Source organism: Lacrimispora sphenoides (assembly GCF_900105215.1).
Classification (GTDB): domain Bacteria; phylum Bacillota; class Clostridia; order Lachnospirales; family Lachnospiraceae; genus Lacrimispora; species Lacrimispora sphenoides_A.
This window is the reverse complement of the sequence record NZ_FOIP01000002.1, coordinates 2,037,992-2,063,003: the sequence shown is the minus strand read 5'-3', so window position 1 is coordinate 2,063,003 and position 25,012 is coordinate 2,037,992. Positions and strand designations below refer to the sequence as shown.

Here is a 25,012-nt window from a genome sequence, read left to right as displayed (position 1 = left end):
GCTGCTTTTTAGCCCGACCATCCGATTATCGGAAGTGTTTTTTGTTCCGATAATATTAATGATAGGATTTACAGGTCAAAGAACAGAAAGGAGATAAACAAATGGAAGACAATCAGAAGAAATTATACCGTTCCGATACGGACAAAATGCTTTGCGGGGTATGTGGCGGAATTGCGGAATATTTTAACGTGGATTCTACCCTTATCAGGCTTTTGTGGGCAGTGCTGGCCTGCACAGGCACGGGTATTGTGGCCTATTTCATTGCGGCTATCATCATCCCCAGAAGATAAAAGGGCATTGCAAAGGCAGGAAACTAAAAAACAGGCTGAAGCGGACCAGAGTTCCGCAGCAGCCTGTTTTTTTTGAAAATACTGGAAGGAATGTACGTTTAATTCTCCTGGTAGGGGGCATACTCTCTTTAGATTTAAGAAAAGGAGATTTGAAAATATGTCAAAGGGAAAGAGAAACGAACCATTTGATCCTCGTAATATGAAGCCGGAGGAAGTACTTAAATTTGAAATTGCATCAGAGCTTGGCCTTGGTGATAAGGTAATAGAGAGCGGCTGGCGTAGTCTGAGTGCAAAGGAAAGCGGCCGTATCGGAGGCCTGATTACAAAAAGAAAAAGAGAATTGAAAAACGAAGCTCTGTTAAAGGGTGAAGAAGTATAGGAAATGACCTGCGGGTATCCCTTAACACCCGATAGAGCGGGGTGGGCCCTGCCTGGAAAGCGTGGGCAGGAACGAAGAAAACTCAGGATTTTCTTGCACCGTAAGAGAAAATATTTTATAATAAACCTTAAAAGGAAATATCCTGTGGGTATCCCTTTACGTCCGGTAAAGCGGGACAGGCTCTGCACAGAAAGCATTGGCGGGAAAGAGGAGATACGTTTTGGATATTCCGTGATGCCTGGAAAGAATGGGCAGGAAAGATGCAGGAAGATGGAAAAACAGGAATTAAGAAGCGGATTCACAACAGGAACCTGTGCCGCTGTTGCTGCCAAAGCAGCAGCGGCCATGCTGTTAACCGGGAGTGAATTACAGCATATGACACTTATGACGCCAAAAGGAAGGTCGGCTGATCTTCCTCTTTTTCATGTTGTCCTGAGACAGCAAAAGGCGGTATGCGCTGTTAAAAAGGATGCAGGAGATGACCCGGATGTAACACATCAGGCCATGGTGTTTGCCAGCGTTCAATATTCTGATAAAAACGAAGAAGGACAGACCGGGGGTATCTACCGCAGAGACGGAGAGGAGGGGAAAGACCCTCTTTTTCTCACTGCCGGAGAAGGGATCGGCTGGGTGACAAAACCTGGATTATCCTGTCCTGTGGGCATGCCGGCCATTAATCCAGTTCCCCGTGACATGATCTTTTGCGGAGTGGAGGAAGCCAGAAAGGAAGCGGGCTTTGTTGGTTCCTTAACAATTACCATCTGGATGCCGGAAGGAAAAAAACTGGCGGAGAAAACTTTTAATTCCAGGCTGGGAATTGAAGGCGGGCTTTCTATACTGGGAACAACAGGAATCGTTAAACCCATGAGTGAAGAGGCGCTGATTGCCACCATACGTCTGGAATTACATATGAAGGCGGTATCAGGAAAGAAGCAGGTAATCCTGGTTCCGGGAAATTATGGTGAAGCTTTTATACAGGAAACACTTGGCCTTGACTTAAAGGATGGCGTGATCTGCAGCAATTTTATCGGAGAAGCTTTACAATCGGCGGGTGAGGAGGGATTTCACCAGATCCTGTTTGCAGGGCATATCGGGAAGCTGATTAAGACTGCAGGAGGTGTACCGAATACCCATTCCAAATATGGGGACCGCCGCATGGAAATATTGTGGGACTGCACTGCCCCTTTCTCAGAGGACGGGGACGGATTAAAAGATAAGATTCTGACAGCCAATACCATGGAGGAGGCCGCGGGAATCCTTAAAAGCTTAGGGATTTTAGAGCCTGTTATGGAAGAGGTGGTGGACAGAATCCAGGGATATATGACTCTCTGGTCAGGAGGGAGAAAGGTGGAAGTGGTGACATTTTCCACGATGTACGGTATACTGGGAATGAGCCGGGGAGCAATGGAGCTTATCGGCTTGTTTTCCGGTACAGAGTCCGGACGGAAAGAACAGGAGGAATAAACAATGGCTGGAATCATGTACGGGATCGGTGTAGGGCCGGGAGATCCGGAGCTTATGACATTAAAAGCGGTAAAAAGGATCAGGGAATTAAATGTCATTGCCATTCCCCATAAAAATAAAGAACAGTGTACGGCATATCAGATTGCAAGACAGGCAGTGCCGGAAATAGAAGAAAAAGAATGCCTTCATCTGCACATGCCCATGACAAAAGATGAAAATGTGCTTAAGGAAAGCCATGATCAGGCAGCCAGAACGGTAATGGAGTATTTAAACAGGGGAGAAGATGTGGGATTTATCACCCTGGGGGATGTAAGCATTTATTCCACCTTTACCTATCTGATGGAACGGCTTTGGAAGGAAGGCTATGAAACCCGCCTAGAAAGCGGAATTCCATCCTTTTGCGCCGTAGCGGCAAAGCTTGGAGTCCCTCTTGCATCAGGAGCAGAGGAGCTTCATATCATACCGGCCTCTTACCAGGTAAGAGATGCCTTAAAGCTGCCTGGAGTAAAAGTGCTTATGAAGGCCGGCAGGCAGATGGAAGCGGTGAAAAGAGAACTGAAAGACTGTGGGGCCAGCGCCGTGATGGTGGAAAACTGCGGAATGCCGGATGAACGGATTTATCGTTCCCTGGATGAGATTCCGGAAGATGCAGGCTATTATTCTTTGGTGATTGTGAGGTAAGTATGGTACATATCGTAGGAGCAGGTCCGGGAGCGCCGGACTTAATTACAGTGAGAGGCAAGGAGCTGCTTGAAAGGGCGGATGTGATCATTTACGCAGGCTCTTTGGTAAACCCAGCCCTTTTGGAATACAGAAAAACCCAGTGTCAGGTTTATGACAGTGCCAAAATGACCCTTGAGGAAGTAATTGCGGTTATGGCGGAGGCGGAGCGGCAAGGAAAGATGACGGTAAGGCTCCAAACCGGCGATCCCTGTATTTATGGCGCAATCAGAGAGCAGATGGATGAACTGGAGGAAAGAGGGATCCCTTATGATGTATGTCCGGGAGTCAGCTCTTTTTGCGGTGCAGCCTCCTCCCTTAAAATGGAATATACCCTTCCTAAAATTACCCAAAGCGTGATTATTACCCGCATGGCAGGCAGGACACCAGTGCCGGAGAGGGAATCCATCGCAGCCTTTGCGGCACATGGAGCTACTATGGTAATCTTTTTAAGTACCGGCATGCTGGATCAGCTGTCAGAGGAACTGATAAAGGGCGGTTATCTTCCGGATACTCCTGCCGCTATCGTCTATAAGGCCACCTGGGAGGACGAGAAGACCATAAGCTGTACGGTGGAAAGCTTAAGTGCAAGTGCCAGACGGGAGAATATAAAGAAGACAGCCCTGATTCTTGTGGGCAATGCGGTAGCCCAGAACGGCTATGAACGTTCCAAGCTTTATGACCCGGTTTTTACTACGGAATACCGGAAGGGAACGGGGGTTGAATGATGAAGCTTTCGATCATCTGCTTTACGGAAGCAGGAGCCAGGCTCAGCGTAAAGCTGGTTAAAGAATTATTAAAAGCAGGACAGCCTTGCGAAGCCTATGGACCGGAAGGGCTTCTTAAGTCCTGCCCTGACGGGGATCTCATGATCCCTGTTTCTGCATCCCTGTCAGAATGGACCAGGGAGCAGTTTTTACAGAAGGAAGGGATCGTGTTTATTGGAGCGGCTGGTATTGCAGTCCGGGCAATTGCCCCCTTTTTAAAGAGTAAGGCAGTAGACCCGGCCGTGGTGGTCATGGATGATATGGGCAGGTTTTCCATTTCCCTTTTATCCGGTCACCTGGGAGGAGCCAATGAGCTGGCAGAACGGCTGGCAGGAATGGCAGGCGGTCAGGCAGTTATTACCACTGCCACGGACATTCATGGAAGATTTGCAGTAGACCTGTTTGCCAAGGAGCAGGGACTGGTCATTACAGATTTAAGAAAGATAAAAATGATTTCCTCAGCCATTCTTAAGGGTGTTGTAGGATTTCACTGCGATTTTCCGGTTTCAGGAAAGCTTCCTTCCGGGCTTATCCCAGGGGAGGCCTGTGGTGCAAATCTTTGGATCACCATTAAGGAGAGCGGGAAAGAGGAGCCCCTTAAGGGATCCTTAAAGCTGGTTCCAAGGCTTCTGGTTCTGGGAATCGGATGCAGAAAAGGGGTTCCTGCCAAAACCATAGAAAGGGTTCTTGGCCGGTTTTTCAAGGAATGGGACTTATCCCCGGAAGCACTGGCCGCGTGTGCCAGCATTGATTTAAAGAAGGAAGAAGAGGGGATCTGCCAGTTCGCTGCTTCTAAAGGAGTCCCGTATTACACTTATCCGGCGGTCGTGCTTGAGGAAACTGAAGGGGAATTTACTTCCTCCTCCTTTGTCAAGCAGGTCACCGGAGTTGATAATGTATGCGAACGGGCGGCCCTTGCCTGCGTAAAGGAATTGGGCGGCGGTAAATTGCTGGTAAAAAAACAGGCGGCAGACGGGGTGACGGCAGCTGTGGCTGCCCGGGATTGGAAGGTGCAGCTAGATCCGCATAATTCATTAGGAGGTAACTTATGACAAAGTCAGGAAAACTTTACGTGGTAGGAATCGGACCAGGTTCCTATGAGGATATGACCATAAGGGCCATTAAGGCCCTGGAAGAGAGTGAGGTCATTGTAGGGTATACTGTATACATAGATTTGATCAAGGAGCATTTTCCGGATAAGGAGATGCTTACTACGCCGATGCGCAAGGAGCAGGAGCGTTGTTTGATGGCCATTGAGGAAGCAAAAAAGGGAAAAACCGCAGCCATGGTATGCAGCGGAGATTCAGGTGTTTACGGCATGAGCGGATTGATCCTTGAGATGGCCCAGCCAGAAGAAGACCTTGAGATTGAGATCATACCCGGAGTGACTGCTGCTTTAAGCGGAGGTGCCGTTTTAGGCGCTCCTCTGGGTCATGATTTTGCGGTTATCAGTTTAAGCGATCTGCTCACTCCCATGGAATTAATTGAAGACAGGCTTAAGGCTTCTGCCCAGGCAGACATGGTCATCTGTCTTTATAATCCTTCCAGTAAAAAGCGGGCCGGTTATTTGAAGCGGGCCTGTGAGATCGTAATGGAATACAAAAGCAGGTCAACAATCTGCGGCCTTGTAAAAAATATTGGCAGGGAAGAGGAAGAAATGGCGGTCATGACTCTGGAAGCACTAAGAGATACCCAGACAGATATGTTTACCACTGTTTATATAGGAAATTCCATGACAAAAGTGATCAATGACAGAATGGTAACACCACGAGGATATAAAAATGTGTAGAGTTTTAATATTTGGAGGCACCACGGAGGGCCGGATTCTGGCGGAATACTGCCATGAAAAGAAGATAAATGCATGGGTCAGTGTGGCTACCGGATATGGAAGGTCAGTACTTTTGGAAAGTCAGTATCTCCACATTCATGAGAAACCCATGACTGCCCATGAGATGGAAGGTTTTATCGGGCAAAACGACATCACTCTTGTGCTTGATGCCACTCACCCCTATGCCACGCTTGCAAGTGAGAACATACACACCGCCTGCAACCGTACAGGAACTTCCTGCATAAGGATTGTAAGAGAATCTTCCGAAGATTTAAAGCCGGAAGATCAGGGGGAAGGAAAGGTTGTGTGTGTCAGTGACTTAGAGGAAGCGGTCCTTGCCTTACAAAAAATACCTGGAAATATTCTTGTCACAACAGGAAGCAAGGAGCTTTCCGCCTTTACCAAACTGGACTCCTGGGAAGAACGGGTTTTTGCCAGAGTTCTTCCCGGCCTTTCCGTAATCTCTGCCTGTGAGCAGCTGGGGGTTAAGGGGAAACATTTGATTGCCATGCAAGGCCCTTTTACCGCCGAGATGAACCGGGCCATGATAAGACAGTATGACATTAGCTGTCTGGTGACAAAAGAAGCCGGACATGTGGGAGGTTTTCCGGAAAAGATGGAGGCAGCGGCAGAATGCGGGATAACGGCAGTTGTCATAGGAAGGCCTGGAAAAGAAGAAGGAATGACTGTCAGGGAGGCTAAGAAGCTTTTATCCGATTATAAAGAGGAGAACGCCCAGTCTCAGGCAATGCCGGAGCTTCAGATCCGGACTGAGAAGAGAACGGTATCCCTGATCGGAACCGGCATGGGCGGAGAGGATCAGATGACCGTAAAGGCGTGGAAGGAATTGCAGCAATGCGATGTGATCTTCGGTGCAGAGCGGATGCTCTCCGGCATCTCTCCTGTAGTTTCCCGTGCTGTTAAAATACCCTTTTATACCAGTAAAGACATTCTGCCCTGGCTTGAGGCGCATGAGGAGTATGCCAGGATCGGAATCCTGTATTCCGGTGACACAGGCTTTTACAGCGGGACCAAAAAGATGGCGGAAGCATTGGCCCAGGAACCATATTGTCAAAGATATGATACGGTGGTTCTGCCGGGAATCTCATCGGTTTCTTATTTGTGCTCCCGGCTGAAAACGGACTGGGAGGATGTGCGGCTTGTGAGCCTTCATGGCCGGACCTGCGACATAATAAAGGAATTAACCCTTAATCCCAGGGTATTTGCCTTATTAGACGGAACCAATACGGTGAAAAGTCTGTGCCGCCTTCTTAAGGAACAGGGATTTCATGAAGTCAGGCTGTCCGTAGGAGAGCGACTTTCCTATCCGGATGAACGGATAACCGTTGGAACCCCTGAGGAGCTGGAAGGGCAGGATTTTGATATGCTGTCTGCTGTGTTAATAGAGAGGTAAGGTTTAAAAGAATAACTAGATATGCAGGCATATCCGCATGAGATTCATTAGGAGGCAATTTATGAGAGATGAACTATTTATCCGGGGAGATGTGCCCATGACGAAAAGTGAGGTCAGGGCTGTCACCATATCAAAGCTGGAACTGAAACCTGACTCCGTCCTGTATGATATAGGGGCTGGAACCGGCTCCGTATCCATAGAAGCGTCCCGGTATCTTACAGAAGGCCGGGTATATGCAATTGAAAAGAAGGCGGAAGCCGTAGATCTTATAAAGGCCAATAAGGAAAGATTTGGAGCAAGCTGCCTGAAAATCGTTGAAGGAACCGCACCTGAGGCATTAGACGCTCTTGAAGCGCCTACTCACGTATTCATCGGAGGAACTTCCGGCACCATGGATCAAGTACTATCCCTGGTTTTAAAGAAGAATCCAGGGACCAGGATTGTAATCAATGTAATTGCTCTGGAGTCCCTTGCAGAAATCCTTTCCTGGCTGAAAATGCATTCTGTCAAGGCAGAAATCGTTCAGGTTCAGATATCCAAAGGAAGGGAAGCAGGGGACTACCATCTGATGATGGGGCAGAATCCGGTTTATGTGGTTTCCTTTGGCGGGGAAGGGAGGAACGACATTGGATAATTCCTATCCCAGACTGATGCTTGCGGCTCCTAAAAGCGGCAGCGGAAAGACCATGATGACCTGTGGGCTTTTAAATGCGTTACTGCTAAGGAAGCTGTCCTGCCGGTCTTTTAAATGCGGTCCGGATTACATTGATCCCATGTTTCATAAATATGTGCTTGGCATTGACGGTGGAAATCTGGATACATATTTCCTGGATAAAGAGCAGGTCAGGGAACAGTTTTTAGATCAGGCTAGAGGAGCAGGGATTTCCGTCATTGAGGGTGTTATGGGATATTACGACGGGGTGGGAGGAGACACCACCCAGGCTAGTTCCTATGAGGTAGCATGCGTCCTTGATGTGCCGGTGATCCTGGTTTTAGACTGCAAGGGAGCCAGCCTGTCCCTGGCCGCGGTGGTGAAAGGCTTCCTGGAATATAAGGATAACAGTCACATAAATGGCGTGATCTTAAACCGGACATCATCTGTCATGGCAGAACGGCTGAAACCGGCCATGGAAGAGCTGGGTGTACATGTTTACGGATATTTGCCGGAATGTGAGGAGGGGGCTTTGGACAGCCGCCACTTAGGGCTCGTTCTGCCAGGAGAACAAAAGGGTCTTAAAGATCAGCTGAATCATCTGGCTATGAAGCTGGAAACCACGATAGATATCGATGGACTGATAAAGCTGGCCCAGGATGCCAAGCCTTTGCCTTCTCTTCCAGGTGGATTAAAAAGTCAGGTTTTCCAGGCACCCCAGGATGAAGAAGTGCATATAGGACTTGCCTTAGATGAGGCTTTCTGCTTTTATTATCAGGAAAACTTAAGGCTTTTAAAAGAGATGGGTGCAAAGCTCATACCCTTTAGCCCGATCCACGATAATAAGCTGCCTTCAGGGATTTGCGGCCTTTTGCTTGGCGGCGGATATCCGGAGCTTTATTGCCGGGAGCTTTCGGAGAATGAATCCATGCTCCGGGAAATAAGGCGGGCGTCAGAACGCGGCCTTCCCATACTGGCTGAGTGCGGAGGATTCCTGTATCTTCATGAACAGCTGGAAACAAAGGACCATAAAACATATCCCATGTCCGGTATTATAAAAGGAAAGGCATTCCCTACAGAACGGTTGTTAAGGTTTGGTTATTTTGAGGCATTTCCCAATGCGGATACCCTATTTTTGAAAAAGGGTGAGCCCATCCGGGGGCATGAATTCCATTATTGGGACAGCGCGAATAACGGATCTTGTATGGAAGCAAAGAAACCAGGCGGGAAAAAAAGCTGGGACTGCGTTCATGGGGAAGGAAATCTCCTGGCAGGCTTTCCCCATTTTTATTACCCTTCCAACCCTGTACTGCCAAAGCGTTTTGTGGAGGCCTGCAAAGGATTCAGGGAAGGGGAAGAATAATCGATGGAAAAATCTTTGACTAGGAAAGGCTTCTAACAATGAATGATGAATTAAGTACATATCTTTCACAGATCCGTCCTTCCAGCGCTTCCTCCATGGAAATGGCCCGTAAACGGTGGTCGCAGGTGGCGAAGCCGCTTAACAGTTTAGGCGTTCTGGAAGATGATATCATAAAGATTGCAGGAATAAGAGAAACGACAAAGGCAGATATGGAGAAACGGGCCCTAGTCATCCTTTGCGCAGACAATGGGATCGTGGAGGAAGGCGTCACCCAGACCGGCAGGGAAGTGACCGCCCTAGTGGCTGAGAACATGACAAATGGAAACAGCAGTGTCTGCATCATGGCAGACCGGGCAGGAGTGGATGTATTTCCTGTGGATATAGGAGTTGCCAGGGATTTGATTCCCGGCTCCCGTCACCCTCTCCTTTGCCGGAAAATCGCTTACGGGACAAAAAATTTCCGGAATGAGCCTGCCATGTCACGGGAGGAGGCAATCCGGTCCATAGAAACCGGTATCAAACTGGTGGGGGAGCTTGCAGAAAAAGGCTATCAGCTCATCGCAACCGGAGAAATGGGCATAGGAAATACCACTACCAGCAGTGCGGTCGCTTCTATGCTTCTTAAAAAACCGCCGGAAGTACTGACCGGAAGAGGGGCAGGATTAAATGACGAAGGCTTAAAAAGGAAGCTTGAAGTGATAAAAGAGGCTGTGGAACAATATAGCCCGGCATGTCAGGATGTGGTGGATGTTCTTGCCTGCGTGGGAGGATTTGATCTGGCAGGGCTTACCGGTGTGTTTTTAGGCGGTGCCATTTACCGGATCCCAATACTGGTGGATGGATTTATTTCCGCCGTCGCTGCTCTTTCGGCTGACCATATGTATCCTGGCTGCCGGAACTTTATGCTGGCTTCCCATGTTTCAGCGGAGCCAGCAGGCAGGATGCTTCTTGATGAACTAGGGCTCAAACCCCTCATACAGGCAGGTATGTGTCTGGGAGAGGGGACCGGAGCAGTGGCTGCAATCCCCCTTCTTCTTATGGCGGCAGACGTTTATGGATCAATGAGTTCCTTTGAAGACATTCAGATCGAGGCGTACAAGCCCATGGGAGGCGTATAATGGTCACTCTGGTGATAGGCGGAAGCGGAAGCGGAAAGTCAGAATTTGCGGAAAGCCTGGTCATGAGCCTGGGACAGGGGAGGCGGATTTACATTGCTACCATGAAACCATGGGATGAGGAATGCAGGCGCAGGATTGAACGCCACAGGCAGATGAGGGCAAAAAAGCAGTTTGAAACCATAGAATGTTACCGCGATTTAAAGGAACTTAAACTGGATCTAGGCGGGCAGCCGTCGGTGGTTCTACTAGAATGCATGTCAAATCTGGTATCCAATGAGCTTTTTGGCCTGGGAGAAGAGGGGGAAGCCCCATGCTTAGAGGGAACTTTGGCTGCTGCGGAGATTTTAGAAGGAATCGGGAAGCTAAAGGAGGAAGCCGAACATATTGTCATCGTGACAAATGAGGTTTTCTCCGATGGAGATAACTACAGCATGGAGACTATGGCTTACCGCAAGGTTCTTGGGGAGATCAACCAGAAAATAGCAGAAATTTCCGATGAGGTGATTGAGGTAGTTGCCGGAATTCCCATTATGATGAAAAAGAGAAGGGACTTCAAGAAGCCAGGTAAGAAGTAAGGTAAAAAGAGTTACTATAATGATTTCTCAAAGAGGCATTGGCATAGGCTGAAAGGAGATACATCAGCTGGCTCTTCCACGGAATAAAATCGTTGTGCGATTGCTTACCGCAGCATTCGCATAACGATTTTTTTGACGATGAAAAGCAGCTGGAAGGTTTATCCGGCAGGTAAACTGAAAAGAAGCTTGAGATAATTACAGAGTTTGTTATATAATATGGCAGGATGGAGGGATGAGATGTATAAACTACTGGTGGTGGAAGATGAAAAGGCGATTGCATATGGAATCGCAAACAGCATTGAATGGGAAAAGTGGGGATTTGTTATCAGCGGCGTCTGCGGAAATGGAATTGAAGCCCTGGAACAAATAGAAAAAGATAAGCCCCATGTGGTACTTTCCGATATCCGGATGCCGGAAATGGATGGGATGGAGCTGATGCAGCATTTAAATCAGCATTACCCGGAAATCAAGATCATTATCTTAAGCGGATACAATGATTTTGAATATTTGCAGATGTCCATTAAAAACCGGGTCATGGAATACTTACTAAAGCCCACGGACCTTGATGAATTTGAAGTGACTTTCCGGAGAATAAAAGAACGTCTTGACGACGAACGAAAAAAGGAATTAGAAGAAAAAGAATTAAAGTCAGCCTATGAAGAGAGCAGGAATTTAAAGTTAAGAAGGAAATACAATGCTTTGATCAAGGGATATGGCTATCATGAAGAAGAGATGGAAGAAGAATTCTTCCGCCAGGGAGAAAACTGGTATGGCGTGATACTGTTCCATCTGGATGTGCCGAATACGGAAGATAAAAACGCCTATTATCAGGATCAGATGATGGTGGAGAAGACATTAAACGAATGGGTTTCCAAAGAAGGGATCGCCGGAACCTATATCTGGAACTTTGAGGAGAAGATAACCGGGATCTTAAGCGCCGGAGAGGAGCCCCGGGAAGAAGAACTGCATTCTTATGTAAAGAACATGGCAGAAGTGGTCTTACAGGAGAGCGGCATACCTATATATGCCGGTATCAGCAATTTTTATACGGATTTTCAGATGCTTCCCCAGTGCTATGAACAGGCCAAATGCTGTGCCAGCCAAAAAATCTACATTGAGGGGAAAAATCTGGTCATATCCTATAAGGAAATACAGGAAGCTGATTTTGATTACTACGCGATTTCCTTTGATACGGGCCAGATTTTAAAGGAAATCATGGAGCAGGAGGAAAATAAGGCTGAGGACATTTTAAATGGGATTTTTTCAGTATTTAAAGGAAAGGTGATTCTGGATTATGATTACATTAACCGCCTAAGCCTTGAGCTGCTGTTTAATCTGTCCCGTGCGTTATTGCGTTATGGTGTCCGCCTGGAAAAAGTGATGAAAAAGCTGGATTGCACCTATACCGACATTTATCCCTTAAAGAGTCTCCATGAGAAAAAGGAGTTTTTATCCAGGATCCTTCGGGAGGTTTCCAAAGAAATGGCCGGCATGAAGGGAGAATGGAAGAGTCAGAGCAGCCTTGCCCAGAAGATTCGGGAGATTGTGGATGAGGAGTACGATTCCAATCAGATATCCTTAGAATATGTAGGGGCAAAGGTGCATAAGAATTCTGCCTATATCTCCAAAATATTTAAAAATGAATTTGGGTGTAATTTCAGTGATTACATCATTACAAAAAGACTGGAAAAAAGCAAGGAGCTTCTTTCGGATCCAGGGAGGAAGATCTATGAAATTTCCGAGGAAATGGGCTGGGCAGACGTATCCAACTACATTAAGCTGTTTAAGAAAAAGTATGGGATAAGTCCGAAAGAGTACCGGAACATTCTCCAGCCGGAGGGAGGAAATACAGAGAAAAACAATGAAGATGAATAAGGGTAAGGGGCAGGCAAAGAAAAGGAATATCGGATTAAAGCGCAGGATGCTGTATGGCATTCTCCAGGTGCTGATTCCGGTTGTGGTAATCATCACCATACTGTTCTGGCATACCCGAAAGGTTATGAAACAGGAGTATATGCGGTCGACTCAGAGCCGGATCACGGATATTGCCAATAAAATTGATGCTAAGATTCAGGACATTTACAGTGTTTCCGACAATTTTGCGGCCAATGACCAGTTGAATAAATACATTGAAAAAGAATATTCTCCAACGGAACCAATGTATAAGAAGCTTGATATTGTGAGGATTTACAGCAATATTTTCGGCGCTTATGATATGTTAAACCAGCGGGCGAGGATCAGCGCCATGTATACTTACAAGGGAGAGTTATTTAATTTTCTGGACCCCAATAACGATACGGAAGAAGTGGTCAGGAAGCTGCAGGCTATGAACATAGAGGACCCCGACCTCTTAATGAAATTCCGCTGGTATCCCCTACAGGATAATTTCCTTCTCAGTGACCAGCCCGAGGAGGCCAGGGACAGAAAGGCTGTTATGGGCATCCGAAGAATCTATTCCTGGGAAAAGGGAAGATATGAATGTGTGCAGGTGTTTGCCTTAAAAGAGCGGGCTGTCTACGAACAATATAAGGAACTGGCAGAATCCATACCAGGCGATATTTATGTGATCACAGGAGACGGCAGTCTGATTTCCTCCAGTGATGAAAAGGTGGTGGAGGCAGGAACCATATCCGGGAAGCTGAAAGATGAGTTTCTGAAACAGACAGGCGATTTAGAAGATGGGTGGGATGCTTTGGGAAATCAAATGATCCAGGTAAAGTCCTCCGACGTAAATGACTGGAAGATCGTTATGGTAGTACCTGTAAAAGCTGTTACAAAGGAAGTGGATGTGCTGTATTACAGGATTTTCCTGGTTATGGTGGCATGCGTCGGCTTTTGCGCCATGATGATATTGTACTTATACAAAAGCTTCATGGATCCCATCGGAAAGCTTAACATCTCAATGAAAGAGGTGTATGGCGGAAATTTAAACGCTTATGTTGATGTGAAACAGAAAAATGAAGTGGGAGATATGGTCCGCTATTACAATTCCATGCTGGAACGGATCAATACCAATATCATTGAAAAACTTCAGTCTGACCGGAAGAAAAAAGAGCTGGAGCTGGAAGTGCTCATGAGCCAGATCAATCCCCATTTTCTCTATAATACCCTGGAGAACATCGTATGGATGTCCAATGATGCAGGAAGGCCGGACATTGGGCGCACGGCCGCTTCTCTTGGACGGATGTACCGCTTATCCATAAGCGGAGGGCAGGTAATCGTCCCAATGGAACATGAGATCGAGCACCTTATGGCATATGTAAAGATACAGAAAAACCGTTATAAGGATGAGTTTGAATTCGACCTTCGGACGGACATGCGGCAGATCCATGAACTGTTTTCCTTAAAGATAATTTTGCAGCCGGTGGTGGAAAATTCCTTCCTGTACGGCATGACAGGCCTAAAGCATCCCATGACGATCCACCTTACGGTCAAGGAAAAAGGCCAATGGGTCATGATTAAAGTTATGGATAATGGCCGTGGAATGGACCGGGAGAAGTTAAAGGAAATACGGGATCAGATCCGTTTTGGAAAAGCAGGAAAGGAAGAGGAAGAGCAGAACCGGCGCAGCAGCGGAATCGGGCTTCACAGCGTAGAATCCAGGATCAAGCTGTATTTTGGAGTGGACCGGGCTGTTTCCATCTACAGCAAAAAGGATGCAGGAACCTTAACCGTCATACGGATCCCCAGAATTACCGGTGAGGATATTGATGAGGAGGGCAATTTAAAGGAAAAATAAATAAAACAGGATAAAAAGCGAAAATAGCCAACAAATTCAAAAATCGGCCTATGTTTATCGGGAAAAAATCCGTTAGAATATAAGTAGGAGAAAGGTTATTTTCCCATAAGCCTTTCTCCCTAAAATAAAAAGCGAGAGGCAGGCCTATGAACAAGGAAATAAAACCAATATCCAAAACAAAAGAAAAGACATCACTAGCCCAGAAAAAAGAAGACAGGTATGGGTGGCTGTTTATTTCCCCCTACCTGATTTTTTTCACTGTATTCACCGGCATTCCTTTTGTCATTGCAGTTGTAATGTCATTTTTAAACGTGAAATATATTACAAGGTTGGATAACCTTAAATTTGTAGGGTTACAGAACTTTATAAAAATATTCACTAACAAGGAGATCTTAAATTCCCTGTTAAGAACCTTTCAATACTCCCTGGTTTATGTGCCGGTTATCATGATCCTTGGGTTTGTGCTGGCATTTATGCTGAACAATGGGATCTATATGAAAAAAGCAATGCGCTCCATGGTGTTTATGCCTTATGTGTCCAACATGGTGGCAGTAGCCGTAATTTTTAAGGTTTTGCTTGGGAATAACAGCCCCATGATCATTGCTCTAAGAAATATGGGATTTAACCCGCCGCTGCTTTTACAGAGCTTAAAGCTGGCTCTTCCCACAGTAGCCATGATATCCGTATGGAAGAGCGTGGGTCTTAACATGGTGGTATATCTTGGGGCTTTGCAGGAGGTGCCCTCCGAGCTCCTAGAGGCGGCGCAGATCGACGGAGCAACAAAATGGCAGAGAATTCGCAACATTATTATACCGATGATTTCTCCTACCACCTTTTTCCTCTTAATAAGTTCCATTATTGGTTCCTTCCAGAACTTTACCTGCATACAGGCCCTTACCGAGGGTGGTCCGGGACAGGCGACCACGGTTATGGCCGTAAATATTGTCCGTACTGCATTTACGAAATATGAGACAAGTCTGGCAAGTGCAATGGCTTTTGTCATGTTTGTGATTGTTATGATCGTAACACTGATCCAGTGGCGCGGGCAGAAAAAATGGGTTAATTATTAAGGGAGGATATTCAATTGAAAAGCAAAAAGAAAAGTATAAAGATAGCACTTACAGTATTTATCCTGTTGATCGGGCTGGCGTCAAATTTTCCGTTTCTGTTCATGATCTCCTCTTCCTTTAAGGTCAGCGGAGAAGTCATGAAGTTTCCATGGCATTTAATTCCGGATAACCCCACCTTGATGAACTTTAAAGCATTGTTTACAAATGGCATTTATAACTTTCAGAAATGGTATGTTAATACGGTGGTCATGACGGCTCTTACCATTGCGATCAAGATATTCTTTGTCAGCTTTACGGCATATGGATTTGCAAGAATTAAATTCAGGGGAAAAGACGTAATCTTTCTCATACTCCTGTCAGCCATGATGATCCCCAGCGACATTATGATCATACCGAGATACATGATCTTTAAAAATCTACATATTCTGGATAGCATGTGGGCGCTGATCCTGCCAAGCTGTGTGGATGTGTATTTTGTATTCCTGCTGCGCCAGTCCTTTATTTCGATTCCGGACTCCATCAGTGAAGCGGCAAAAATTGACGGCTGCAGCCATTTGCGGATTTACTGGAAAATCATTTTCCCATTGGCAAAACCGGCCATTGCTACCATGGCTCTGTTTTCCTTTACCTGGTCCTGGAATGACTATATGGGGCCGTATCTGTACATATCAACCATGGATAAGCAGATGCTGTCCGTTGGAGTGAAGCTGTTCTCCTCCGGACTGATCCAGGATTACGGAGCTCAGATGGCAGCAGCAACGGTAGTTCTTTTGCCGATTTTGGTTGCTTTCCTATTCTGCCAGAAATTTTTCATCGAAGGTGTTGCTTCCTCCGGTGTAAAGGGATAATATGGATATTTAAGGTGTATTAAAATGATCTGAAAATGAAAAAGGGATAAAAAGAAAGGGGATATAAGATGGAAAAAAAACTTACCGGAAGAGTCACTGTTCCCACGGATGTGGATATGATTCAGGAGACAAAGGAGATTGCCAATAGATGGGGAGCCGATGCTCTGCGGGATTGTGACGGAACGAATATGCCGGATGAGCTTAAGAAGATGCCCGTTAAGATCTACTCCACCTATTATACCACCAGAAAGGACAACGAATGGGCAAATGAAAACCCGGATGAGGTCCAGCAGGTATATTTGATGACGGAGTTTTACACGGCAATGGAAGAGGGAGAGCTTCGCATCCCGCTTATGAAGCATCTGTATAAAGATCAGTTAAAGCCCAACACCCTTCACGACATCAAACGCTGGTGGGAGGTAGTGGACCGTACAACAGGAGAGCCTTTGGCTGCAAGTGCATGGGGATATGATGAAAATACCCAGGAGGTCATAATCTCCAATCCGGAGAGATATCACGATTATACGGTAAGTTTCCTGGCGTTTATTATCTGGGATCCAGTTCATATGTATAATTTTATTACCAACGACTGGCAGGATGTGGAGCATCAGATCACTTTTGACGTGCGCCAGCCAAAAACCCAGGACCATGTAATTGAAAAATTAAAACTCTGGATGGAGGAAAACCCGGACAGCAATGTAGTACGCTTTACAACGTTTTTCCATCAGTTCACTCTTGTATTTAATGAATATGCAAAAGAAAAATTCGTTGACTGGTTTGGATACAGCGCCAGTATCAGCCCTTATATTTTAGAGCAATTTGAAAAAGAGGTGGGCTATCCCTTCCGTCCGGAATATATCATTGACCAAGGCTATCATAACAATACCAACCGGGTGCCCTCTAAGGAGTTCCGTGATTTCCAGGAATTTCAGCAGAGAGAGGTATCAAAGCTCATGAAGGTTCTTGTGGATATCTGCCACGATTGCGGTAAGGAAGCCATGATGTTCTTAGGAGATCATTGGATCGGTACGGAACCATTTGGAGAGTACTTTAAAAACGTAGGACTGGATGCGGTTGTGGGAAGCGTGGGCAACGGCACCACCCTTCGCCTGATTTCCGATATTCCGGGAGTAAAATATACAGAAGGCCGCTTTTTACCTTATTTCTTCCCTGATGTATTCTGTGAAGGCGGCGATCCGATCAAGGAGGCAAAGGTAAACTGGGTAACAGCAAGGCGGGCTATCTTAAGGAAACCGGTAGACCGGATTGGATATGGCGGATACTTAAAGCTGGCTTTGGAATTCCCTGATTTTATCCAGTATATAGAAGAGGTCTGCGATGAATTCCGCCTTCTTTATGAAAATGTGGGGGGACAAAGCCCGTACAGCCACTTTAAGGTGGGAGTGCTGAATTCCTGGGGAAAGATCCGTTCCTGGGGAACTCATATGGTAGCCCATGCCATTGATTATAAACAGACCTATTCCTATGCCGGAGTGCTGGAAGCCTTAAGCGGAATGCCGTTTGATGTGGAATTCTTAAGCTTTGAGGATGTGATCGCAGATCCGGATGTATTAAAGAAATGCAAGGTAGTCATCAATGTTGGCGATGCCTATACGGCTCCCAGCGGCGGAACCTATTGGACCAATCCTAAAGTCACCAGCGCTGTAAAGGCCTTTGTTGCACAGGGCGGCGGATTGATCGGAGTGGGAGAGCCGTCTGCCTGTGAATATCAGGGCAGGTATTTTACCCTGGCTAATGTGCTGGGCGTAAATAAAGAAGTGGGCTTTTCTATGTCAACAGATAAATACAACTGGGAAGAACACAGCCATTTTATTACAGAGGATTCCTCCGAAGCCATTGATTTCGGGGAGGGGATGAAGAACATCTATGCTCTTTCCGATGCAGAGATCTTAAAAAAGGAAGGGGAAGATGTCCAGATGGCTGTCAACCAGTTTGGAGACGGAAGAAGCGTATATATCAGCGGAATCCCCTATTCCTTTGAGAATTCCAGAATGCTTTACCGTGCAATCTTCTGGGCTGCAGGCATGGAGCAGGAGATGAAGAAATGGTATAGCAGCAACTATCATGTAGAAGTCAATTATTATCCGGCTACCGGCAAATATTGTATCGTAAACAATACGTATGAGCCTCAGGAAACCGTGATTTATGACGGAAATGGCCAGGCTTGCTCCATGCAGTTAAAGGCAAATGATATTTTGTGGTTTTCATTTTAACCTCATCAAGCAGCAATGCGGATTGTAAATATCCGATTGGCATCCGAGTGAATCAATCGGATATACAAGACTAGAAAGGGCCCGTTATCATTATGCAGACAAAGGAAACACTTGAAACATATGAGGCGATCACCGTAGAGGAAGCGCATCATGCGCTGGATCATGTGGTTGCCCGCATTAGAAATAATATTTCAAAATTTTATGATAGTTTCCCGGGGGCAAGCAGTGTAAACCAGATATATCCTGCCACAGAAAACAATGACTGGACCAATGGATTTTGGACCGGACAGCTGTGGCTTGCATATGAACAGACAAAGGAGGCGGCTTTTAAGGAAGCCGCCCTTTATCAAGTCCCAGGCTTTAGGGAACGGCTGATCAAAAGAATTGTAGTAGACCATCATGATATGGGCTTTTTATATACCCCCTCCTGTGTGGCTGCCTATAAACTTACTGGTGACATGCTGGCAAGGGAAACTGCACTGATGGCAGCAGACAACCTGATGGGACGTTTTCAGGATAAAGGAGAATTCTTTCAGGCCTGGGGAACTCTGGGGGATCCTAAGGAATACCGGTTAATTATTGATTGTCTTTTAAATATGCCGCTATTATTTTGGGCGTCTGAGGAAACGAAGGATTCAAAATACCGTGAAACTGCACTTCGCCATATTCGAACCAGCATGAACTATGTAGTCCGTGAAGACTCTTCTACATACCATACCTATTATTTTGACCCGGAGACTGGAAATCCGGTTCGCGGAGTAACGGCTCAAGGGTATAGAGATGGTTCCATATGGGCCAGAGGCCAGGCGTGGGGTATCTATGGTTCTGCAATCGCTTATAAATATTGTCCAGATCCAATGTATCTGGAAAGCTTTCGAAAGATCACAGCGTGTTTTCTGGAGCATTTACCAAAGGATCTGGTTCCTTATTGGGATTTTGATTTTACCGATGGCAGTGGGGAACCGAGAGATTCTTCTTCCGCAGCAATAGCAGCCTGCGGTATGCTTGAGATGGCAAAATATCTGGAACCGGAGGAAGCAAAGGATCTGCTTCAGCAGGCAAAACGTTTAATAAAAGCACTGACAAAGCACTGTTTATACCATTCCGGCGAAAATACCAACGGAATATTGCTCCATTCCACCTATGCCAAAAGTTCTCCCTATAACACGGTAATGGATAGCGGAGTTGATGAATGTACCCTGTGGGGGGATTACTTTTATACAGAAGCGCTTGTACGGATCATAGGACAGTGGAAGGTTTACTGGTAGAAAAGAGAGTAAAATGAGATTAGATGAAAGACTTATAAACATTGTACCGTCCGACAGGCAGGTCATGCTGCAGAAAACAGAATTTTATGCATTCTTTCATTTTACGGTAAATACGTTTACCGGAACGGAATGGGGATATGGAACCGAATCACCTGAAATTTTTAATCCTGATCAAATGGATGCAGATCAATGGATTCAAGCGATTAAGGCGGCAGGAATGAAAGGTGCAATCCTTACCTGTAAGCACCATGACGGATTTTGCTTATGGCCCAGTAAATACACCAATCATTCTGTGAAGTACAGTCCTTATGGGAATGGAGAAGGAGATATTGTTAAAGAAGTATCAGAGGCTTGTAAAAAAGCCGGTCTGAAATTTGGCATTTACCTTTCTCCATGGGATCGGAATCAGGAAACCTATGGACAGGGAAAGGCATATGATGATTATTTCGTAGCACAGCTTACAGAACTGCTTACCGGATATGGAGATATTTTTAGCGTATGGTTTGACGGTGCCTGCGGGGAAGGTCCGAATGGTAAAAAACAGGTTTATGACTGGCAGCGTTATTACGATACCGTAAGAAACTATATGCCGGAAGCCTGTATTTCCGTAAGCGGGCCTGATGTTCGCTGGTGCGGCAATGAGGCAGGTGATACCCGCCCCAGTGAATGGAGTGTTGTACCGGCAGATTTATCTGTGGCAGAGCGGATTGCAGCTTTAAGCCAGCATACGGATGATCCCTCTTTCCGGCAAAGAGTCATAAGCAATATGGAAGAGGATTTAGGAAGCAGGGAACGTTTAGCAGAAGAACAGAACTTGATCTGGTATCCGGCAGAAGTGGATGTATCCATAAGACCAGGCTGGTTTTATCATCCGGAAGAGGATGATAAAGTCCGGTCTCTGGAAAACTTAATTGATATTTATGAAAAATCCGTAGGGGGGAATACAACACTTCTTTTGAATATTCCCCCGATGCCAAACGGTCAGCTTCATGAGGAAGATGTAAAAAGGCTTCAGGAACTGGGCAGGGAAATAAATAATAGATATGGGAATAACCTGACAGAAGGAGCTGAAATTCTGGTCAAAGAAGAAAATGAATGGAATGCAGCTAAAAGCGTATATAAAGATGATTATGAAACCTGTTACCATGGAAACGGTCCAAAGGCAGAATTTAAGATTTCCTGGGATACGCCCCAAAAGATTTCAGCAGTTATTTTAAAAGAAAACATATTAAAAAGCCAGAGAATTGAGGCTTTTGAAATTTTATCAATGAGGAATGGAAGCCCTGTCAGCATATATAAGGGAACTACCGTCGGCTATAAAAAAATAGCCCGCTTTCCTCAGATAGAATCAGATATGCTGATTATACAAATTTTAGATTCAAGGATTGAACCCGTCCTTTCGTTTATTGGTATATATGAATAAAAAAATCGGTATTCTTTTGAAAAAACCAATAGAATGATAAAATTAACATATAAAGTTAAAATACAACCTATATAAACCAGATAAAATGTTAGCTATAATAGGGTTATAAACAAAAGGAGGGTAACAGATATGAAATTAAGAAGTGCATTAAGACGAGGCGTTGCTTTCAGCCTGGCTGCAACGATGGTTTTAGGTACTGCCGGATGTGGAGCATCCGATAATACTAAGGCCGGTGCGGACAGCAGTAAAGCAGCGGATACCACTCAAAAAGCAGACAGCGACAAACCCTACGATGGTGTTACCGTAAAATGGGCACTGACAGATAACGCTGCAACTGGCGCTGAAACAAAAGAGATGGTAGACTTAATCAAAGAAAAGACAGGCATTAATGTGGAGTTTTTCATCACACCTACTTCAAAAGCCGGTGAAATGGACAAGGTGCTTGTAAGCTTAATGGCTGGCGAAGAAATGGACATTGTAAACAGAACTCCGCTTCAATTAGAAGAATTCTACAAAGCTGCTGTTTTAGAGCCAATGGATGAGTTTGCAAAAGCAGATAATTATGATATGGAGACCGTATATGGTGGTCAAACAGTAAAATTTGAAGATCAGACATATGCAATTCCAGCAGAAAAAGATATCTGGCTGACCTATTATAACAAGAAGATTTTTGATGAAGCAAACGTTCCATATCCAACCGCTGAAGGCTGGACATGGGAAAAATATGTGGAGACCGCTCAAAAGCTTAACAATCCTGATAACAATGTCTGGGGCTCCTTTATGAGCGATGATGTTGCATGCAACTATTTGCAGGCAAACCAGAAGGGCTTATCCCCTTATAAGGCAGATGGAACTGCTAATTTTGATGATCCGGCATATGCGGATGCTATGAAGTGGTTCTATAGCCTGGGCAATGAATTAAAGATCCAGCCTAACTGCCTGGATCTGGCTTCCGGTACATATCCATATAACTCCTTTATGGTAAACGGAAACATCGGTATGTACGTATACGGCGGCTGGGTAGCAAGCGCCTTATCTGATAAGGAAAAATACCCAAGAGACTGGGAACTGGGAATTCTTCCGATGCCTTATCCGGAAGGCTCCGAACCTTCTTCCCTGACAATTACAAACTGCTATGCGATTCCTAAGACCTCTAAGAACAAAGAAGCAGCATTTGAAGCAATCAAAACAATTTGCGAAAACAAATATACTTTAGGTTATGGACGCGTTCCTGCAAAGATCTTAACAGAGGACGAAGCAAAATCCTATATTGAAAGCAGCCTGCTTCCTAAATTTAAAGATGACAACTTAACCGTAGAAGATTTTATGGCAGGCTGGTTTGACAACAGCAGACTGTATTTAAATGAAAAGATCATGGGTACCGCTGATACAACCATCGGACAGATCTATACCGAGGAGGGTCAGTTATACGGACAGGGACAAAAGTCACTGGAAGACACCATGAAATCCATTCAGGAAAGAGCGAATGAAGCAATAAAAGAAGCAGAGTAATAATAAGAAAGTGCTGCCATATATTATGGCAGTACTTTCTTTCCAATGTAGAAAGAACCGGCAGGAAAGGGAAGAGCAATGGAAGAACGGATTTATCTTCTCCCCAGGGAGGGGGATTTTTATAAAGCGAATATGCACTGCCATACAACAGTTTCCGATGGAAAGCTGACACCTGAAGAAGTGAAAGTGGAGTATCAGAAAAGGGGATACCAGATCGTAGCCTATACGGATCACGGGAAATATTGCCCTCACCCGGAATTGAACTCAAAGGATTTTCTGGCCCTGGCAGGCTTTGGGGCAGACATAAAGAATGATCCTATGAACGGAGTTCAGGCAGAAGAAAGAACGTTTCATATGAATTTCTATGACGGCAGCCCGGATGAGATGCAGGAAGAGAAGGCAGGAGACTGTGGACCGGAAAGCCAGAAGGATGGCGGCTTGGGCGCCAATGCTTACATAAAGAAAATGAAACAGCTGGGCTTTCTGGCTTGTGACTGCCACCCATACCGTTCTATGCAGAATTATGATGATTATACAAGACTTGAAGGACTTTTTGCCATGGAAATTTACCATTACCACAGCGACCTTGAGGGATTGAATGGCTATAATCCCCAGGCTTACGATGAGATGCTGCGCTGTCATAAGGAAATTTATTGCCTGGCATCAGACGGCAACAAGAATGAATATCCCATGGGACATCCGCTCAGTGATTCTTTCGGAGGCTTTATAAAGATCAGGGCAAGGGAGCTTACTTATCCGGCGGTGATGCAGGCCTTAAAAAGAGGAGACTTCTACAGCTCCATGGGTCCTGAGATTCATTCCCTCTACATCGAAGGCAAGGACCTGGTTGTAAAGACCAGCCCTGTAGAGAAGATTTATATGAAAATGGAAGGCAAGAACTGCCGCATGAAAATTGCGCTTAAAGGAGAATCATTGGAGGAAGCAAGGTTTCCTTTAACGGGAAGGGAAGGCTACATCCGCGTAGTCTGCCGCAGTGAAGACGGACTGTATGCAAATTCCAATGCATATTTTCTGAAGGATCTGCCTTTAAAATCTATCACAGAGCAGGAGACATAAGGTTGGACACAATGATACAACAGAAAAAGATCGGGTCAGAAAAAATGCAGTCCATGCTGTTCTGGTTATGCTGGGCAGCTTATTTTTCTACCTATCTTGGGAGGCTGAATTATTCGGCCTGCTTAACGGAAATTATCAGGGCAGAAGGTTTTGAAAAGGGAGCGGCAGGGTTTATAGGAACCGCATTCTTTTTTTCCTATGGAGTTGGGCAGCTTTTCAGCGGAATACTGGGAGATAAGAAAAAACCTTATAAGATGATCTTTGCAGGGGTTCTGGGTTCAGGAATCTGCAATGGAATCATGGGACTATCGGGAACCGTCTGGCAGATGGCGGTGGTATGGTGTGTCAATGGACTGTTTCAGTCGCTGATCTGGTCGCCGATCATCAAACTGTTTTCCGACTGGATTCCCACAGGCAGCCAGAAAAAGTTCTGTGTTAACATTAACAGCAGCGTTCCCATCGGTACGTTTGCAGCCTATGGGCTGACGGCACTCATTGTATGGAAATTCCATTGGAGAACGGTTTTTTTCTTCTCTTCCCTGTGTCTGGCGGCCATCAGCCTGATCTGGTTTATAGGCAGCCGAAAAATAAGAAAGGATTTGGAAGAAAACGGGATTTTAGAAGACCAGGTCCTTGTTTCACAGAATAAAAAACAGGCAGACGTTTCCATGTGGGAATTAGTTCTGGTTTCCGGAATGATTTTCTTTTGCTTTGGACTGATGTTTCAGGGAGTTTTAAAGGATGGAGTAACCACCTGGATTCCTACCTTTATCCGCGAAGAATATCATATGGAATCCGTAATTTCTATTATCAGCACCACGGTCATACCGATTTTTAACTTAAGCGGTGTATATCTGGCCTCCATTGCAAACAGGAAGATTTTCAAAAGTGAGACCGCCACATCCGCTTCATTTTTTGTCCTTTGCGCGGGTGCGCTGATTCTGCTACGGCTTTATCATGGAGGATCCGTGGTAACAGTGCTGATCTTATTTGGTCTTGCAACCACGGCGATGATGGCGGTGAATACCATGCTGGTCAGCATGGTGCCTATTTATTTCGCTCCTTACGGAAAATCCTCCACTGCTTCGGGGATTTTGAATTCCTCCGCATATGCGGGAGGAGCAGTCTCCGCCTATGGAATCGGAGTATTGTCTGAAAGCGTGGGCTGGGATGCCACCATTTTTATCTGGTTCATCATCGCCCTTTTGGGGGCAGTGGCCTGCACGGCCGGAAAAGCCCGGTGGAAGCGATTTTTGCAAAACGGTATATAA

At 45.6% G+C, this 25,012-nt stretch carries 22 protein-coding genes; all 22 read left to right on the top strand.

What is annotated here, in order from left to right; all coding sequences use genetic code 11:
- Positions 1 to 101: 101 nt before the first annotated feature.
- The 22 genes from BMW45_RS26290 (at position 102) to BMW45_RS26190 (ending at position 25,012) form a co-directional block, all read left to right on the top strand.
- On the top strand, positions 102 to 290 hold the full coding sequence (locus BMW45_RS26290; protein ID WP_025233585.1) for a PspC domain-containing protein: 189 nt from the start codon (positions 102 to 104) through the stop codon (positions 288 to 290).
- A 157-nt stretch (positions 291 to 447) separates the two neighbouring features.
- On the top strand, positions 448 to 669 hold the full coding sequence (locus BMW45_RS26285) for a small, acid-soluble spore protein, alpha/beta type (protein ID WP_092250875.1): 222 nt from the start codon (positions 448 to 450) through the stop codon (positions 667 to 669).
- A gap of 144 nt (positions 670 to 813) precedes the next feature.
- Positions 814 to 2,133: a cobalt-precorrin-5B (C(1))-methyltransferase CbiD gene (cbiD, locus tag BMW45_RS26280; protein WP_242883253.1), complete on the top strand. Its 1,320-nt coding sequence runs from the start codon at positions 814 to 816 to the stop codon at positions 2,131 to 2,133.
- A gap of 3 nt (positions 2,134 to 2,136) precedes the next feature.
- Positions 2,137 to 2,814, top strand: coding sequence for a precorrin-2 C(20)-methyltransferase (cobI, locus tag BMW45_RS26275; protein WP_092250873.1), 678 nt, complete (start codon positions 2,137 to 2,139; stop codon positions 2,812 to 2,814).
- Positions 2,815 to 2,816: 2 nt separating this feature from the next.
- On the top strand, positions 2,817 to 3,581 hold the full coding sequence (gene cobM, locus BMW45_RS26270) for a precorrin-4 C(11)-methyltransferase (protein WP_092250870.1): 765 nt from the start codon (positions 2,817 to 2,819) through the stop codon (positions 3,579 to 3,581).
- Entirely contained in the window at positions 3,578 to 4,672 is a 1,095-nt protein-coding gene (locus BMW45_RS26265) for a cobalt-precorrin 5A hydrolase (protein WP_242883252.1), read from the top strand. The genes cobM and BMW45_RS26265 overlap by 4 nt, the downstream gene beginning before the upstream one ends.
- On the top strand, positions 4,669 to 5,409 hold the full coding sequence (cobJ, locus tag BMW45_RS26260; RefSeq protein ID WP_092250864.1) for a precorrin-3B C(17)-methyltransferase: 741 nt from the start codon (positions 4,669 to 4,671) through the stop codon (positions 5,407 to 5,409). The genes BMW45_RS26265 and cobJ overlap by 4 nt, the downstream gene beginning before the upstream one ends.
- Positions 5,402 to 6,862: a precorrin-6A reductase gene (gene cobK, locus BMW45_RS26255; protein WP_092250861.1), complete on the top strand. Its 1,461-nt coding sequence runs from the start codon at positions 5,402 to 5,404 to the stop codon at positions 6,860 to 6,862. Before cobJ ends, cobK begins: the two co-directional genes overlap by 8 nt.
- A gap of 61 nt (positions 6,863 to 6,923) precedes the next feature.
- Positions 6,924 to 7,496 (top strand): precorrin-6Y C5,15-methyltransferase (decarboxylating) subunit CbiT, encoded by a 573-nt coding sequence (gene cbiT, locus BMW45_RS28645; protein ID WP_242883251.1) that lies wholly within the window; start codon positions 6,924 to 6,926, stop codon positions 7,494 to 7,496.
- Positions 7,489 to 8,877, top strand: a complete 1,389-nt coding sequence (locus tag BMW45_RS26250) for a cobyrinate a,c-diamide synthase (RefSeq protein WP_242883250.1) — start codon at positions 7,489 to 7,491, stop codon at positions 8,875 to 8,877. Before cbiT ends, BMW45_RS26250 begins: the two co-directional genes overlap by 8 nt.
- Before the next feature lie 38 nt (positions 8,878 to 8,915).
- Positions 8,916 to 9,995 (top strand): nicotinate-nucleotide--dimethylbenzimidazole phosphoribosyltransferase, encoded by a 1,080-nt coding sequence (gene cobT, locus BMW45_RS26245; RefSeq protein ID WP_092250858.1) that lies wholly within the window; start codon positions 8,916 to 8,918, stop codon positions 9,993 to 9,995.
- Entirely contained in the window at positions 9,995 to 10,570 is a 576-nt protein-coding gene (locus BMW45_RS26240) for a bifunctional adenosylcobinamide kinase/adenosylcobinamide-phosphate guanylyltransferase (RefSeq protein ID WP_092250855.1), read from the top strand. The genes cobT and BMW45_RS26240 overlap by 1 nt, the downstream gene beginning before the upstream one ends.
- 237 nt (positions 10,571 to 10,807) lie before the next feature.
- On the top strand, positions 10,808 to 12,445 hold the full coding sequence (locus BMW45_RS26235; protein ID WP_092250852.1) for a response regulator transcription factor: 1,638 nt from the start codon (positions 10,808 to 10,810) through the stop codon (positions 12,443 to 12,445).
- A complete protein-coding gene (locus BMW45_RS28640) occupies positions 12,432 to 14,309 on the top strand; it encodes a sensor histidine kinase (RefSeq protein WP_242883249.1) in 1,878 nt (625 codons plus the stop codon). The genes BMW45_RS26235 and BMW45_RS28640 overlap by 14 nt, the downstream gene beginning before the upstream one ends.
- A gap of 146 nt (positions 14,310 to 14,455) precedes the next feature.
- Positions 14,456 to 15,379, top strand: a complete 924-nt coding sequence (locus BMW45_RS26225) for a carbohydrate ABC transporter permease (RefSeq protein WP_025233572.1) — start codon at positions 14,456 to 14,458, stop codon at positions 15,377 to 15,379.
- A 14-nt stretch (positions 15,380 to 15,393) separates the two neighbouring features.
- Positions 15,394 to 16,227, top strand: a complete 834-nt coding sequence (locus tag BMW45_RS26220; protein WP_092250849.1) for a carbohydrate ABC transporter permease — start codon at positions 15,394 to 15,396, stop codon at positions 16,225 to 16,227.
- A 68-nt stretch (positions 16,228 to 16,295) separates the two neighbouring features.
- Positions 16,296 to 18,461 carry a 1,3-beta-galactosyl-N-acetylhexosamine phosphorylase gene (gnpA, locus tag BMW45_RS26215; RefSeq protein ID WP_092250846.1) on the top strand — a complete coding sequence of 722 codons (2,166 nt, stop codon included), beginning with the start codon at positions 16,296 to 16,298 and terminating at the stop codon, positions 18,459 to 18,461.
- Between the two features lie 92 nt (positions 18,462 to 18,553).
- Positions 18,554 to 19,729, top strand: coding sequence for a glycoside hydrolase family 88 protein (locus tag BMW45_RS26210; protein ID WP_092250843.1), 1,176 nt, complete (start codon positions 18,554 to 18,556; stop codon positions 19,727 to 19,729).
- 13 nt (positions 19,730 to 19,742) lie between these two features.
- Positions 19,743 to 21,152 (top strand): alpha-L-fucosidase, encoded by a 1,410-nt coding sequence (locus BMW45_RS26205; RefSeq protein ID WP_092250840.1) that lies wholly within the window; start codon positions 19,743 to 19,745, stop codon positions 21,150 to 21,152.
- A gap of 129 nt (positions 21,153 to 21,281) precedes the next feature.
- On the top strand, positions 21,282 to 22,664 hold the full coding sequence (locus BMW45_RS26200) for an ABC transporter substrate-binding protein (protein ID WP_092250837.1): 1,383 nt from the start codon (positions 21,282 to 21,284) through the stop codon (positions 22,662 to 22,664).
- Between the two features lie 78 nt (positions 22,665 to 22,742).
- A complete protein-coding gene (locus BMW45_RS26195) occupies positions 22,743 to 23,741 on the top strand; it encodes a PHP domain-containing protein (protein WP_092250835.1) in 999 nt (332 codons plus the stop codon).
- Positions 23,742 to 23,752: 11 nt separating this feature from the next.
- A complete protein-coding gene (locus BMW45_RS26190) occupies positions 23,753 to 25,012 on the top strand; it encodes an MFS transporter (RefSeq protein ID WP_242883328.1) in 1,260 nt (419 codons plus the stop codon).

Coding starts and splice junctions, on each gene's coding strand:
- BMW45_RS26290 (WP_025233585.1), top strand. CDS start 102: ATGGAAGACAATCAGAAGAAATTATACCGTTCCGATACGGACAAAATG.
- BMW45_RS26285 (WP_092250875.1), top strand. CDS start 448: ATGTCAAAGGGAAAGAGAAACGAACCATTTGATCCTCGTAATATGAAG.
- cobI (WP_092250873.1), top strand. CDS start 2,137: ATGGCTGGAATCATGTACGGGATCGGTGTAGGGCCGGGAGATCCGGAG.
- cobM (WP_092250870.1), top strand. CDS start 2,817: ATGGTACATATCGTAGGAGCAGGTCCGGGAGCGCCGGACTTAATTACA.
- BMW45_RS26265 (WP_242883252.1), top strand. CDS start 3,578: ATGATGAAGCTTTCGATCATCTGCTTTACGGAAGCAGGAGCCAGGCTC.
- cobJ (WP_092250864.1), top strand. CDS start 4,669: ATGACAAAGTCAGGAAAACTTTACGTGGTAGGAATCGGACCAGGTTCC.
- cobK (WP_092250861.1), top strand. CDS start 5,402: ATGTGTAGAGTTTTAATATTTGGAGGCACCACGGAGGGCCGGATTCTG.
- cbiT (WP_242883251.1), top strand. CDS start 6,924: ATGAGAGATGAACTATTTATCCGGGGAGATGTGCCCATGACGAAAAGT.
- cobT (WP_092250858.1), top strand. CDS start 8,916: ATGAATGATGAATTAAGTACATATCTTTCACAGATCCGTCCTTCCAGC.
- BMW45_RS26240 (WP_092250855.1), top strand. CDS start 9,995: ATGGTCACTCTGGTGATAGGCGGAAGCGGAAGCGGAAAGTCAGAATTT.
- BMW45_RS26235 (WP_092250852.1), top strand. CDS start 10,808: ATGTATAAACTACTGGTGGTGGAAGATGAAAAGGCGATTGCATATGGA.
- BMW45_RS28640 (WP_242883249.1), top strand. CDS start 12,432: ATGAAGATGAATAAGGGTAAGGGGCAGGCAAAGAAAAGGAATATCGGA.
- BMW45_RS26225 (WP_025233572.1), top strand. CDS start 14,456: ATGAACAAGGAAATAAAACCAATATCCAAAACAAAAGAAAAGACATCA.
- gnpA (WP_092250846.1), top strand. CDS start 16,296: ATGGAAAAAAAACTTACCGGAAGAGTCACTGTTCCCACGGATGTGGAT.
- BMW45_RS26210 (WP_092250843.1), top strand. CDS start 18,554: ATGCAGACAAAGGAAACACTTGAAACATATGAGGCGATCACCGTAGAG.
- BMW45_RS26205 (WP_092250840.1), top strand. CDS start 19,743: ATGAGATTAGATGAAAGACTTATAAACATTGTACCGTCCGACAGGCAG.
- BMW45_RS26200 (WP_092250837.1), top strand. CDS start 21,282: ATGAAATTAAGAAGTGCATTAAGACGAGGCGTTGCTTTCAGCCTGGCT.
- BMW45_RS26195 (WP_092250835.1), top strand. CDS start 22,743: ATGGAAGAACGGATTTATCTTCTCCCCAGGGAGGGGGATTTTTATAAA.
- BMW45_RS26190 (WP_242883328.1), top strand. CDS start 23,753: ATGATACAACAGAAAAAGATCGGGTCAGAAAAAATGCAGTCCATGCTG.